The organism is Pseudoalteromonas aurantia 208 (assembly GCF_014858725.1).
GTDB lineage: Bacteria > Pseudomonadota > Gammaproteobacteria > Enterobacterales > Alteromonadaceae > Pseudoalteromonas > Pseudoalteromonas aurantia.
The window spans coordinates 457924-470284 of record NZ_AQGV01000012.1; the positions used below are offsets into that span (position 1 = coordinate 457924).

A 12361-nucleotide genomic window follows, 5' to 3' on the forward strand; every position below is an offset into this window, starting at 1 on the left:
TATCGTTATGTTTGAATACCAATTAAAACCAAGCAACCGCCGGCGCAGTATTGCTATAAAAGTCACAGAGGCAGGTGTGGTCGTACATACGCCAATGGGGGTTTCTACGCATCAATTGCATAGTTGGCTACTAAGCAAACAGAGCTGGGTATTGGCACAGCAGAAAAAACTACAGACTCTACCTCAATTACAAGTGCCTTGGGTGTCTTCTAAAGTTCGTATTTTTGGAGAGGTTTACGAGTGCCATTTTCATTCCACGGGTGAAAGTGAAGTTATTCATAATAAACAGACTGTGAATGTGTGTGTCAGGCAGCCAAGCAATACGGCAGAGTGCAGAAAGGCGTTGTTGTCACTTTTACAAAGTGAGCTAGAGCGGTATGTCATGTCCGTGTTACCAACGTTGGCTAAAAATATGGGAGTCTGTATAGCATCGGTGAAGTTTAGAGAGTACAAGAGCCGTTGGGGAAGTTGTTCCAGTAATAAGGCACTGACATTTAATACATTGTTAGTAGGTGCTCATAAAGCCGCTATAGAGTATGTCATTATTCATGAATTAGCGCATTGTCATGTATTGGCACATAATCATGCATTTTGGCAAATTGTTTCACGCTACTGTAGTGATTATCAAGAGAATGTAAAATGGTTTCGGGTAAGTGGCAGAAGTTTATTTATTTCCAAGGCACAATAAGAGAAGAAAAATAACGGAGTCTTGAGAAAATAAGTAAGATGGTGGAGGGGGCTGGATTCGAACCAGCGAAGGCAGTGCCGTCAGATTTACAGTCTGATCCCTTTGGCCGCTCGGGAACCCCTCCATCTTATGGAGCTATCAAAAACAATTTGGTGGAGGGGGCTGGATTCGAACCAGCGAAGGCAGTGCCGTCAGATTTACAGTCTGATCCCTTTGGCCGCTCGGGAACCCCTCCAAATTGTATTTGTTTCGTTGTTATGGTGGAGGGGGCTGGATTCGAACCAGCGAAGGCAGTGCCGTCAGATTTACAGTCTGATCCCTTTGGCCGCTCGGGAACCCCTCCAAATTGTATTTGTTTCGTTGTTATGGTGGAGGGGGCTGGATTCGAACCAGCGAAGGCAGTGCCGTCAGATTTACAGTCTGATCCCTTTGGCCGCTCGGGAACCCCTCCTAAACAACGGCGCTGATAATATCAAAGTTTTTAATTAAGTAAAGAAAACCACTAAAGAAAATGTAAAAAATGCCGATAAATAATTATATTTAGGCACAATCGGTGAAACTCTATGCAAATAGGCAGTATTTTAACCAGAGAAGATCAACTTGACGGGGCACTCTCTGTTAGCGTTAATGAACAACGCCGTGCTGACTTTTCGATGTTATTAGCCATGCTGTCTCAAGATGCACTTGATTTTAGTCAGTTTCACCTACCAGAAGATGAAACAGTAGAATCAGACTTAAGCGAAGATGCGCTCAAAAAAGAGTTTCAAGTTGGCCCAAAACAAAGCTTAGCGCCAGCACAGTTTGATATGCTCATAGGAAAAAATAACGCCGAATCTTTGTCTCAAAGCAGTATGACAAGTTTGCGCTTAGCTAATTGCCTTGACCCTGAACCACTGGCTATTCGTGATGATTACAAACATATCCCGTTAATGGTTGTTGATAATTGTGAGTTAGCTGTTAGGCATAGACTTGAGTCAGAAATACATGGTGGTGCGGCGATCGATAAACCAAAAATGGATGCAGCGGCAATGTACGATCAACTTAATAGTCAAGAAATGCAAAATGCGCTAATGCAAAGCGCATAATGCTATTATTTTTAGTACGACTAGACTACCCGTGGCACTTCTTAAATTTTTTACTACTTCCGCAGGGGCATAGATCATTTCGGCCTATTTTAATTTCTGGCGGGTCAAATAACTCACCGTCTAAGTACTTCCAAAGCCCACATTCTTGAACAAACCTCGAGTTTTCATGGAGCTGACAATGTTTATCTTCAACTAAATAATGTGCTTTAAACTCTACGTAGCTATATAAATCATTGTCTGAAGTCTTAATAACGTCAAGCTTAATAAAGCTGACTTCATTAGCGAATTGCAGTATGTCAGTCGTGTTATGCATCTTCTGTTGAGAAGATGCATACGTATTAAGAATATAATTTGCATTCTTTATGCAATATGCTGAGTACCTAGAGCGCATTAGCTGCTCTGCTGATGAAGGGCTATTACTGCCCTCAATGAAGGGTTTACAACATTTATCGTAAGGTTGTAGATCGGAGCAATAGCACATATTAGAGGTTACTTAAGAAATCATAGCGTCTATTGTACACGTATCTTGACTTGGTATTTTCGAAAAACAAAATAATTCTGTACCAGACAAATTTAAGTTCATGTTTTGTAACTGATCTGCGGTGGTTACATTGGTCCATGTGATCACAGCTGCAAAGTTACCATTATTGAGTGCTTCGTTTAGTACATACTGTAAATTTGAAATATGTTTTTGTTTAATAACCAGCAATTTACTTGAATCTATTGAGCATCGCTCAAGCATAGATTTATTAGGAATATGCTCAGGCGCTATTAACAATGTCCAACCATGCTTTTGGTTACACAAATGAATAATATTCAATAACTCTAAATTCGCACTGATATCATCACGAGTGTGAACCATTTTTAAGTGTGTCTGTTGGTGCACTTTACTACGCAAAACGAGTGGATAGGCATTGGTGTTTAACATATTTACTCACTGGTGTTATATACAGTATTTATATACAGTAGTTTATACAGTGTTTTAAGGCAAGAAGAATTTCAATTTTTTTGTTTAAAAAATGTGCGGAAGTTCATAAAGTACTCACCTTTTAAATAAATACTTTTTATGGTGTACATATACGCGAGTCGTGTCTTTTAGGATATAAGTTGAGCATAAGAATGTGGCCACAGAAGCGCAAAGGTAATGCTATTTGTAAAAGCATTAACAGAATAATCAGAGTACGATCAATACGTACTCTTTAATGTGGTAACTATCAGCGTTTTATACTACCAAACAGGAGACGATTTACTTTTGCGGTTCAGGGCTTAAAAACTGTAGCTGGTGGATTTGCTCATATAATGTTGCGGCATAGCATTGTGCATCTTTAATTCGTTTGGTTGTTAGGTGGGGTTTTACTTGTTCAATCATTTCTTGAGCGGCGGTAACCCCTTGACTTTGGGCTAATACCAACCATGCCATACCGTGGAATGCACTTTGTGGAACACCTTGTCCTTTAATAAATAGTAGACCAAGATAAAATTGTGCTTTGTTGTCACCAGACATCGCGGCAAGACGTATCCATTTAGCAGCTAACGGGTATGATTGTTCTTTGAGGTAGTATAAGCCTTTTTTATAAGCTTGTGCTGTGTCAGTTGCTTCAGGTAGACGAGCTTCACTATTTATTGGTGCTGTGACAAATTCAAGTACGTTCAATAATTGCTGTTCAAGATCATGACTTGCTGCATTGTCTAACTGAGATTTTTCCATATTACAACCGTGTTTATTTATGCACTATTTAGTGTAGCTGAATTCTAACGTTTTTGTCCGATTAAGTCAGTGCTTTATGTTAAAATCCAAGCACTTGTTTCTAATTTATATACCTTACATTATGCTGGAACGTTTATTTGCACTTTCCCATCAAGGGACGACGGTCAAAACCGAAGTGATCGCCGGGTTAACTACATTTGTTACTATGGTTTATATTGTATTTGTAAACCCAGCAATGCTCTCTGAAGCAGGGGTTGATATGGGGGCCGCGTTTGTGGCAACTTGCATTGCTGCGGCGATTGGATGTTTCATAATGGGGTTTTGGGCAAACTATCCTTTAGCGCTAGCCCCTGGGATGGGGTTGAACGCATTTTTTACTTATGGCGTGGTGTTGGGTATGGGGCACGCATGGCAATCCGCCCTCGGTGCCGTATTTTTGTCTGGCTGCTTATTTCTATTACTTAGTCTGTTTAAAGTGAGAGAGTGGGTGATCCAAGCAATTCCGTTGGTTCTAAAGCAAGCTATTGCGACTGGTATTGGGGCATTTTTGGCACTTATTGCATTAAAAAATGCCGGTATTATTGTGGCAAGCCCTGCAACCCTAGTACAACTTGGTGATATTACGTCGGCTGGACCTTTATTGGCAATTTTAAGTTTCTTTATTATTGCAGCATTAATGTTTCGAGACATTAAAAGTGGTGTGTTACTAAGTATCTTTCTCGTAACCGCCTGTGCGTGGGGACTTGGTTTAGTTGAGTATCACGGTATTGTGTCTGCGCCTCCGAGTGTAATGCCCACAATGCTGCAATTAGATATTACGTCAGCATTAGAATTGTCGATGTTGAGTGTTGTATTTGCATTTTTGTTCGTCGATTTGTTTGATACTTCAGGTACTTTAGTCGCAGTCACACAGAAAGCCGGATTAGCCGATGAGCATGGCAAGATGCCTCGTTTAGGTCGTGCTTTGTCAGCAGATAGTACGGCAACCATCGCAGGGTCGATGTTAGGCACTTCAACAACGACATCATATATAGAATCCGTATCAGGGGTTTCTGTGGGTGGAAAAACAGGCCTGACTGCGGTGGTGGTTGGGGTATGTTTCTTGTTGATGATATTTTTTGCGCCCTTGGCGCAAATGGTGCCTGCATATGCGACAGCTGGGGCTATTTTATATGTTGCGGTATTAATGTTACAAAATTTAAAGTTTGTGAATTGGGATGACATGAGTGACGCGATCCCCGTCAGTGTGGTGTTATTAATGACACCCCTTACTTTTTCTATTGCCCATGGCATTGCACTTGGCTTTATTGCTTACACAGTGGTTAAAGTGTTGTGCAAAAAAAGCCATGAAGTGTCGGTAAGTGTATGGATACTCAGTGCATTATTTGTAATGAAATTTGCATTTAGTTAGAAAGTACAAGCCAAGAAAAAGTGGCTTACCACTTTTTCTTGGGCGCGAACAAAACATCTAAATCATCTTGCTCTTGCTCATTCTTTTTCTTAACTGCAGAGGCATTTGAAGCTTTTAACTCAGTACTTATTTCATTTAAGTACGATTCAAGTAAATTCTTCTTTTCTGTTACATAGTCATCGCTGTATGTTACTGCACAAATAGTCGCATAGGCTTTTTCAAAATATTGCCTCGCGGACCCGACCATATTTGCGGTACGCGCTGAAACACCACGCTTTATTTGGCTCTCAACGTTTATTTTTAATTGCAGTTTTTCAAGACGGCGGTCTTCTGCAACAAATTGTTGTGTATCAACTTTGCCCTTAGAGTGTTCAGAACGAAGCACGTTTCTGAGTTTTTTAATGCCTTGAACTAAAGCGATAAGCTGCTTGTCATTATCAGGTAAAGATAATGCATCACTCTTGCCTTCAGACTCAACAGGCGTATTGACTCGCTCTTTGGCTTCGTGCAAACGGTTTTTTAATTCTCTGGAGGTAGGAGAAAGCTCTACCATGGTTGCTAATGCATCATGAATTCTGCGTTGCAAAACTCGCGTTAGCATTTCAGACATAGGGATATTGGAGCTGTTCACTAAAACGTCTTCTGATTCTTCAATAACTTTTTTTTGCTTAGTTAATTCTTTACGACGTTCAGCTTCTTGTTTCTCCTTGTGCTGTTGAATCGCACTCACCCACACGGCAATGACTATCAGTGCAACAATCAACATAATAATTATAGAAACAAACATAACGAATTCTCTTTGACCACGACTCAAGAAGATGATTTTTTATATTACATCAATTAATTGCATTCTGAACAGTATTACATTCATAAGTGTGAAAAAACTTTTCTAATTCATTATTTTTCATTATAGACCATGATTCAGTTTTGGCTGATAAACAAACAAAATGGGCAATTGCTATCTCGTTCAACTTAAATATGCTAGCCTAAACGATACTGATGATATTACTCTGATCAATGTCACGGAATGTCAGTGCCGATTTATAATTAATAAGAACAAATCAAGCTATGAAATTACAACAACTTAAATACATTGTAGAAGTGCTAAATCACAATTTAAATGTCTCTGCAACGGCCGAGAGCCTTTATACATCTCAACCGGGTATTTCTAAGCAGGTAAGAATGCTAGAAGATGAACTTGGCGTGCAGATTTTTGGCCGTAGTGGTAAACATTTGACGCACGTAACCAGTGCTGGTACTGAGGTCATAAATATTGCACGTGAGATTTTATCAAAAGTAGAAGGGATAAAAGCGGTAGCAAATGAACACACTTTGCCTGATCAAGGTAAACTTAATATTGCAACAACACACACTCAAGCTAGGTACGCATTACCCAATGTGATTCAAGGGTTTATGAAAAAGTATCCGGCAGTTTCGTTACATATGCACCAAGGCACGCCACAGCAAATATCAGATGCTGCAGCGCGAGGAGATGCTGATTTTGCAATTGCAACAGAGGCGCTACACTTATACTCAGATTTGGTTATGCTTCCATGCTATCACTGGAATCGCAGTATTGTTGTTGCGAAAGATCACCCTTTGGCGCAAAAAGCGACTAATTTAACGGTACAGGATGTTGCACAATATCCTTTAATTACCTACGTATTTGGTTTTACTGGTCGTTCTGAGTTAGATAAGGCGTTTAATGCGCATGGTTTAGAACCACATATTGTATTTACCGCGACAGATGCCGATGTAATAAAAACCTATGTTCGTTTAGGGCTGGGCGTTGGGGTTGTTGCATCGATGGCGATTGATGTGGAAGCCGATCAAGATTTAGTCTGTATTGATGCAAGTCATTTATTTGAAGCGAGCACTACAAAAATAGGCTTTAGGAAAGGCAGTTTCCTGCGTGGTTATATGTATGATTTTATAGAGCGTTTTGCACCACATTTGACAAAAGATGTTGTTGAAAGAGCCAGTTTATTACGCAATCAAGATGATGTTGATGCATTGTTTGCAGATGTAAAATTACCAATTAAATAATTGCTTTACTAAATAGGTGTGGGTATTGAGTCAATTATTGTAACAACTCAATATCCATTATAATTACTTCATGAAAGCCCAACGAAATGGAACCAGCTTACCTCACGTGCCCACCATACTTATTTGTTTCACTGTGCTGTAATACTGTGTAATAGCTTTGCTCCATGGCTTAACTAAACTGAGTATAGTTAGGTTGGAGACCATGCTATGAATGACATAAATTTTAAGCAGCAGACCTTTTCATTAGACCATGTATTCTTTGATGGGTTATTAGATAAACTCGCTGAATATGCACAACAAATACGTCAATTAGTGGGTAATCAAAGGGTAATTGAAGATGATAAGTCATTTGATAGCAGCGCGTGCGTTCATATTATTCATAGTGGCAGAATCTATAGCAGCTTTGATAACCAAGCACATTTTTATGAAGCTATGGCGATTTATAATGGAAAAATATGGGCACTAGGCTCACTGGAAGAAGTGAAGCATAGGGTATATCAATCGGGATTTATTGCGACTTTTTATTGCTTACGCGAAGAAGAAGTTGTGATGCCCGGGTTTATAGAGCCACATTGTCATTTAATTACGTCATCAATTTTACAGCAATGGTTCCACTTTGGACCATTTGGCTTCGGCTGCCAAAAATCACAGTTTATGTCACAGTATGACCTGTCATATATCGTGCGGTCAGTTATGTATTTGGAAAAAGGTATCTCAAAGGATGACTGGTTATTGGGGTATGGGCTTTATAGTCAATTATTACTTAACGACGAAGTAAAAACCTATCGAGATATTTTTAGAATGCTAACAAAAGTGAACACTCATAAGCCGCTCGTCATTTTTGACGCGGCTAAGCCGTTTGCTTTTGTTAATTACGCCGTGTTAGAAAAGGTACACAAGTACCTAGTGCGCCAACACTATACAATAACGAAACTAGATTTCTATCGTATGGTTGAAGGGCAGGGGGGGCTGGTAGATGAACAACTTTTATGGCTGTTGGAGGTTCTTCCAGAACATCAGTTAAAACAATACTGTACACATTTGTTTAATTTTACAGATCAATTGCTTAGTCATGCTAAAGGCCAAGGTGTTACACATTTAGGCGTAGTAGATAGTCATCCTGTGGCATTAGATTTACTGGATACTTATTTACAAAAACAGACCGAAATTCATGTGGTCAATGCAACATCTAAATGGATGAATGAGCAATCGAATACTTGTTCGGATTTACCAGATATTGATAGTTATAAGGCCGTTATAGGGAACTCAATTGCGTTGAATATAGGCGAAGTGGGCTATTTAGGTTTTGAGTGGGTACAGAGCTACCACGGACAAAGTACTTTACAGCCTTGTCAGACTTTAATTAAGCAAGGGATGAATGTTTGCTTACAATCAGGATTCCCCTTGTTACCGTTGTCGCCTTTACGCAGTGCTCAGCAAGCAATATCACGGGAGATGGAGTACGCACCTCATTGCTATATGACAAAAGAGCGAGTCTTGGGAGCCGAACAATGTTTTACACGGTTACAATCGTTAAAAAGCATTTCTATTTCAGCAGCAGTCCATTTGAAGATTAGTAATCAAGCGGGGTGTCTCGCGGAAGGTCAGCATGCTAACTATGTCGTGTTATCTGCGGATCCATTACACTGTAAAAACAAAGATTTGCGAGAGATAAAGGTTGTAAATAGTGCGATAAATTAGCAGTTACCTGTGAGGTTATTCTTTTTCAAAACGACAAATAAAATGTATTTATTCTGCGTGTTAAATCAAGCGAACCCCCTGATATTTTCTGGTTATTTAAATGTGATGCTTATTGTTACTTTTTGTTAATAAGCGAAAATAAGTTAATTCATTGGTGCTTAGCCTTATTTTTATATTAATGAACCTATAGTAGGAAATAGGAAGGTTTTTATGCGTTAAAGTTATATAAAATATATTGTATACTTTGTAATTTAAATGTAAAAAATATAAGCCTCAATATTGAGGTTTAAACACACAACATTTAAAAAGGTATAGTATGAAATTATCAGCGCTTATGTTGGCTCTACCAACACTTGGTATAAGTATCAGTGCATTAGCACATAACGAAGAGTCACACCGTTCATTCAAACCTCACACTTCTGAGTTTGTTAATACAACGCATCATGGCCACCATGTGCCCCTAGAAAACGAGAGAGCACCGAGTGCAGTATCAGTGCAGCTTTCTGACTTTAACCAGGTCAAAAGATTAAGCACTACAGTTCAAGTCGCGATGGCGTGTGATCTTAACGCATTGGCATCCGCGAACTCAACACAGCTACTCATCGAAATAAGAAATCAAGGCAGCACATGTATTAATGAGCTTTTTAATGCGAATGCCTCTATACAGCAACAAGTGTTTACGTCAGATAAAATGTTCGCCGCTGCCAATCAAGCAAAATTGATGGCAACCAGTTATAACGGGCAAGGTAGCAGTGAGTTAGAATCATTATTCCTATTTATTCGCGCAGGATTTTATGTAGAGTTTTATAACGATAACGTGCAGTTTGCAGCTTGGTTAAAGCCGGCCGTAAAAGGTGCGATAGATGCATTTGTTAATAATAGCCACTTCTATGATAGTAATGACGCGCATGGTCAAGTATTAAAAGAAGTTATCACTACTATGGATAGCTCTGAACAACAAGATGTGTATTTACCTGTAATCAAGCAGTGGTTAACACGTTTTGATCAAAGTTATGCCAATGTGCGGAATATGCATCGCGCAATCAATGGTATTTTTACGGTTTTATATCGGGGGCAGTGGAACGATAACTTTAAAGCGCTTGTGAAATCAGATACTCAGCTTGTGCAACTATTAAGTGAGTTCACAAAAAAAGCTTGGTTAGTCGGTGCTGACGCTGAATACTTAATGGTTAATGCTGCTGGGGAGCTCGCAAGGCTAAAAGCGTATAAGAATACCCCAATTCAAACTCATGTTGATACGGCCTTAATTCAACTTTTTTCAACGTATAAAAGCTTTGGCTATGGCGATGCTATTTGGTTAAATGCCGCTGATGTGGCAACGTATTATGCGGATTGTAGTAAATACAATATTTGTGGATTTGAAACTCAACTCACTGCACAGGCGCTATCACAAACGTATCAGTGTAGTGATACAGTTAGGATCCGGTCGCAAGATATGACGCCTGCCCAACATGTGTCTGCGTGTAGCACAATGGCAACAGAAGAAGTGCGTTTTCACACACGTTTAGAAACAAATCAAACACCAGTAGCAGATGACAATAATACTTTTTTGCAAGTTAATATTTTTAACAGCAGCGATGATTATAGAAAATATGCCAAAGCTATCTTTAAAATAGATACTAATAATGGCGGCATGTATTTAGAAGGAGATCCCAGTAAAGTTGGCAATCAGGCAAACTTTATTGCATATGAAGCGACGTATGCAAAGCCAGATCACTATGTTTGGAATTTAGAGCATGAATATGTTCATTATTTAGATGGTCGATTTGACTTATATGGTGATTTTAATGCACCAACAGAAGCAATTGTATGGTGGAGTGAGGGCGTGGCAGAGTACATTGCCAACTTAAATGATAACCAAGCGGCAATTGATACGATAAAAGATGGGTCGACTTATTCACTGGAGCAAGTGTTTGCGACCACGTATGCCGGATTTGACCAAGATAGGATATATCGGTGGGGTTATTTAGCAGTACGATTTATGTTTGAACGTCATAATGATGAACTAAACGCTATGTTAGCCCGTACCCGAGTTGGTGATTGGCAAGGGTACAAAACATTGCTTTCAAGCTGGTCAAGCCAATATGCAAGTGAATTTACTGCTTGGACACAAGAATTAGCTAGTGGCACAGTTAATGATGCACCTATCGGAGTTATTAATGGCCCATATCAAGGTCTGATCAATGCAGATATACAGTTCTCGAGTCAAGGTAGCAGCGATCCGGATGGTGATATAGTAACGTATTTATGGCAGTTTGGTGATGGCACACAAAGCAATACTGCCAACCCAATTCATCGTTATGCGAATGCAGGAGATTATGTGGTGAGTTTGACCGTTACCGATAATAATGGGGCGAGTAGCACTGTAACATCAAGTGCGGTTATTACAGGTGGTGACACCTCGGAGCCAGTTTTACGTAAAGGGATACCATTAACCATTTCTGGAGCACAAGATGAGTTGAGCTATTACACTATTGACGTGCCTGTTGGTGCGACTAATTTGCAAGTGTCTACTGGAGAAGGTACGGGAGATGCGGATCTTTATGTTCGCTTTGGCAGCAAGCCAACATTGGCTGAATATGATTGTCGCCCTTATAAAGGCGGCAGTACTGAGCAATGTGATATTGCAACGCCCGAGGCAGGGATCTATCACGTGATGGTTCGTGGCTATAATAGTTACGCAGATGTGCGCTTATTGGCAGATTTCGAGCAAGCAGCAGTGGCATTACCAGATACATGTCAAACACAAGGGGCGGTAACCAGTGGCCGTCTTATTTCAGGAAAGGCTGTGTGTTTAGGCAATCAGGCGCCGATGTGGTTTAGTATGGAAGATGTAAGTGGTCACACTCAAGTTAAAATAGAAACAGCACATGGTACAGGTGATATTGCGCTGGAATATAGTAATTCTGGATGGCCCAATGATGTAAATGTTGATGCAAGTTCTAATAATGTAGGCAATATAGAATGTATTAATCTCAACGGTCAGTCGCAGTATTGGGGTTATTTAAAGGTATCAGGAACTAGTGCCGGCACAACAATAAAAGTAACTTATGATGAAGGGGGCTGTTAGGTCGATTATTCTAACTAAGTGCTTGTAAAAAAAGGTGGCAGTGCCACCTTTTTTTAAATTTATAACACGGCAAAAATAAAAACCTCACCTACACTGAAATAGATCTTTGCTTTATTAGGTCAACTATCAGGCTTATAACATTAAGAGGAAATTCACATGAAAGCACTTACAGGCGCAGCAATGGCAATGATGGTTGCCGGGTTGGTTGGTTGTAATAGTACAAATACTGCAAATTCATCAGCAAGCTCAACCGCAGCCAATGCTGCTGCGAGTGCAAGTTCGACCGATCTTGTTCATTGTTATGATGTAAACGTGTGTGGTGGTCATAATGACTGCAAAACAGCAAGTAATGCCTGTGCAGGGCAAGCGTCATGTAAAGGTACAGGGTTTGTTGCAATGCCGAAAAAAGCATGTGGTGATGTAGGCGGTAAAACGAAAGATGCGTGGGTCGGTGAAATAGCCAAAGCCGCATTGGTACATTGTCATGATGTAAATATTTGTGGTGGTCATAATGACTGTAAAACCGCGAGCAATGCTTGTGCTGGGCATGCATCTTGTAAAGGTACGGGTTTTGTATCAATGCCAGCGAAATCTTGTGGTGACATCGGTGGTAAAGTAAAGAGTTAATAAC

General features: G+C 39.9%; 11 protein-coding genes and 4 tRNA genes. 7 read left to right on the forward strand and 8 right to left on the reverse strand.

The annotated features are described in order from the left end of the window. Positions 1 to 7: 7 nt before the first annotated feature. Positions 8 to 688 (forward strand): M48 family metallopeptidase, encoded by a 681-nt coding sequence (locus tag PAUR_RS06190; RefSeq protein WP_192506932.1) that lies wholly within the window; start codon positions 8 to 10, stop codon positions 686 to 688. 39 nt (positions 689 to 727) lie between these two features. Here the strand turns inward: PAUR_RS06190 and PAUR_RS06195 are convergent. The 4 genes from PAUR_RS06195 to PAUR_RS06210 all read right to left on the reverse strand — a co-directional run bounded on the left by PAUR_RS06195 (position 728) and on the right by PAUR_RS06210 (position 1139). Beyond that, a tRNA-Tyr gene (locus PAUR_RS06195) sits at positions 728 to 812 on the reverse strand. A 26-nt stretch (positions 813 to 838) separates the two neighbouring features. Beyond that, a tRNA-Tyr gene (locus PAUR_RS06200) sits at positions 839 to 923 on the reverse strand. Between the two features lie 23 nt (positions 924 to 946). Next, positions 947 to 1031 (reverse strand) — tRNA-Tyr (locus tag PAUR_RS06205). 23 nt (positions 1032 to 1054) lie between these two features. Next, positions 1055 to 1139: transfer RNA gene (locus PAUR_RS06210), tRNA-Tyr, on the reverse strand. 112 nt (positions 1140 to 1251) lie between these two features. Between PAUR_RS06210 and PAUR_RS06215 the strand changes: the two genes are divergently transcribed. Continuing rightward, on the forward strand, positions 1252 to 1773 hold the full coding sequence (locus PAUR_RS06215; protein ID WP_192506933.1) for a VC2046/SO_2500 family protein: 522 nt from the start codon (positions 1252 to 1254) through the stop codon (positions 1771 to 1773). Positions 1774 to 1798: 25 nt separating this feature from the next. Here the strand turns inward: PAUR_RS06215 and PAUR_RS06220 are convergent, their stop codons facing one another. The 3 genes from PAUR_RS06220 to PAUR_RS06230 all read right to left on the reverse strand — a co-directional run bounded on the left by PAUR_RS06220 (position 1799) and on the right by PAUR_RS06230 (position 3481). Further along, positions 1799 to 2254, reverse strand: a complete 456-nt coding sequence (locus tag PAUR_RS06220; protein ID WP_225738296.1) for a YchJ family protein — start codon at positions 2252 to 2254, stop codon at positions 1799 to 1801. Positions 2255 to 2266: 12 nt separating this feature from the next. Then, entirely contained in the window at positions 2267 to 2701 is a 435-nt protein-coding gene (locus PAUR_RS06225; RefSeq protein WP_192506935.1) for a SulA-like leucine-rich domain-containing protein, read from the reverse strand. Between the two features lie 318 nt (positions 2702 to 3019). Continuing rightward, positions 3020 to 3481 carry a sel1 repeat family protein gene (locus tag PAUR_RS06230; protein WP_192506936.1) on the reverse strand — a complete coding sequence of 154 codons (462 nt, stop codon included), beginning with the start codon at positions 3479 to 3481 and terminating at the stop codon, positions 3020 to 3022. 121 nt (positions 3482 to 3602) lie between these two features. Between PAUR_RS06230 and PAUR_RS06235 the strand changes: the two genes are divergently transcribed. Continuing rightward, positions 3603 to 4892 carry an NCS2 family permease gene (locus PAUR_RS06235; RefSeq protein WP_192508514.1) on the forward strand — a complete coding sequence of 430 codons (1290 nt, stop codon included), beginning with the start codon at positions 3603 to 3605 and terminating at the stop codon, positions 4890 to 4892. Positions 4893 to 4917: 25 nt separating this feature from the next. Here the strand turns inward: PAUR_RS06235 and PAUR_RS06240 are convergent, their stop codons facing one another. Then, positions 4918 to 5679, reverse strand: a complete 762-nt coding sequence (locus PAUR_RS06240) for a hypothetical protein (protein ID WP_192506937.1) — start codon at positions 5677 to 5679, stop codon at positions 4918 to 4920. 281 nt (positions 5680 to 5960) lie between these two features. Between PAUR_RS06240 and cysB the strand changes: the two genes are divergently transcribed. From cysB to bufA2, 4 genes are all read left to right on the forward strand, one after another. Beyond that, positions 5961 to 6938: an HTH-type transcriptional regulator CysB gene (gene cysB / locus PAUR_RS06245; protein ID WP_192506938.1), complete on the forward strand. Its 978-nt coding sequence runs from the start codon at positions 5961 to 5963 to the stop codon at positions 6936 to 6938. Between the two features lie 207 nt (positions 6939 to 7145). Next, positions 7146 to 8639, forward strand: a complete 1494-nt coding sequence (locus tag PAUR_RS06250) for an amidohydrolase family protein (protein WP_192506939.1) — start codon at positions 7146 to 7148, stop codon at positions 8637 to 8639. A gap of 316 nt (positions 8640 to 8955) precedes the next feature. After that, entirely contained in the window at positions 8956 to 11730 is a 2775-nt protein-coding gene (locus PAUR_RS06255) for a collagenase (protein WP_192506940.1), read from the forward strand. A gap of 156 nt (positions 11731 to 11886) precedes the next feature. Beyond that, entirely contained in the window at positions 11887 to 12357 is a 471-nt protein-coding gene (bufA2, locus tag PAUR_RS06260) for a BufA2 family periplasmic bufferin-type metallophore (protein ID WP_192506941.1), read from the forward strand. Positions 12358 to 12361 lie beyond the last annotated feature (4 nt).

Coding starts and splice junctions, on each gene's coding strand:
- PAUR_RS06240 (WP_192506937.1), bottom strand. CDS start 5,679: ATGTTTGTTTCTATAATTATTATGTTGATTGTTGCACTGATAGTCATT.
- bufA2 (WP_192506941.1), top strand. CDS start 11,887: ATGAAAGCACTTACAGGCGCAGCAATGGCAATGATGGTTGCCGGGTTG.
- PAUR_RS06215 (WP_192506933.1), top strand. CDS start 1,252: ATGCAAATAGGCAGTATTTTAACCAGAGAAGATCAACTTGACGGGGCA.
- PAUR_RS06250 (WP_192506939.1), top strand. CDS start 7,146: ATGAATGACATAAATTTTAAGCAGCAGACCTTTTCATTAGACCATGTA.
- PAUR_RS06235 (WP_192508514.1), top strand. CDS start 3,603: ATGCTGGAACGTTTATTTGCACTTTCCCATCAAGGGACGACGGTCAAA.
- cysB (WP_192506938.1), top strand. CDS start 5,961: ATGAAATTACAACAACTTAAATACATTGTAGAAGTGCTAAATCACAAT.
- PAUR_RS06220 (WP_225738296.1), bottom strand. CDS start 2,254: ATGTGCTATTGCTCCGATCTACAACCTTACGATAAATGTTGTAAACCC.
- PAUR_RS06190 (WP_192506932.1), top strand. CDS start 8: ATGTTTGAATACCAATTAAAACCAAGCAACCGCCGGCGCAGTATTGCT.
- PAUR_RS06230 (WP_192506936.1), bottom strand. CDS start 3,481: ATGGAAAAATCTCAGTTAGACAATGCAGCAAGTCATGATCTTGAACAG.
- PAUR_RS06255 (WP_192506940.1), top strand. CDS start 8,956: ATGAAATTATCAGCGCTTATGTTGGCTCTACCAACACTTGGTATAAGT.
- PAUR_RS06225 (WP_192506935.1), bottom strand. CDS start 2,701: ATGTTAAACACCAATGCCTATCCACTCGTTTTGCGTAGTAAAGTGCAC.